Source organism: Pseudomonas sp. SIMBA_068, from assembly GCF_046534705.1.
GTDB lineage: Bacteria > Pseudomonadota > Gammaproteobacteria > Pseudomonadales > Pseudomonadaceae > Aquipseudomonas > Aquipseudomonas putida.
The window spans coordinates 1-251 of the sequence record NZ_JAWRYI010001158.1 but is presented as its reverse complement, the minus strand read 5'-3'; the positions used below and the strand labels follow the sequence as shown (position 1 = coordinate 251).

Here is a 251-nt window from a genome sequence, read left to right as displayed (position 1 = left end):
GACTCGGGTGGTACCTGGCTACTGCCGCGCCTGGTCGGCATGGCAAGGGCCAAGGCCCTGGCGATGCTGGGCGAGCGCCTTGGCGCGGAGCAGGCCCAGCAGTGGGGGCTGATCCATCGCGTAGTGGACGATGCCGCGCTGCGTGACGAGGCCCTCACCCTCGCCCGCCAGCTTGCCACCCAGCCCACTTACGGTCTGGCCCTGATCAAGCGCGGCCTCAATGCCAGCTTCGACAATGGGTTCGATGAGCA

At 68.1% G+C, this 251-nt stretch carries 1 protein-coding gene; it reads left to right on the top strand.

The window, feature by feature from the left end; translation table 11 throughout:
- A partial coding sequence (locus SB756_RS33165) for an enoyl-CoA hydratase-related protein (protein ID WP_410913646.1) occupies window positions 1-251 on the top strand: 251 nt, incomplete at both ends.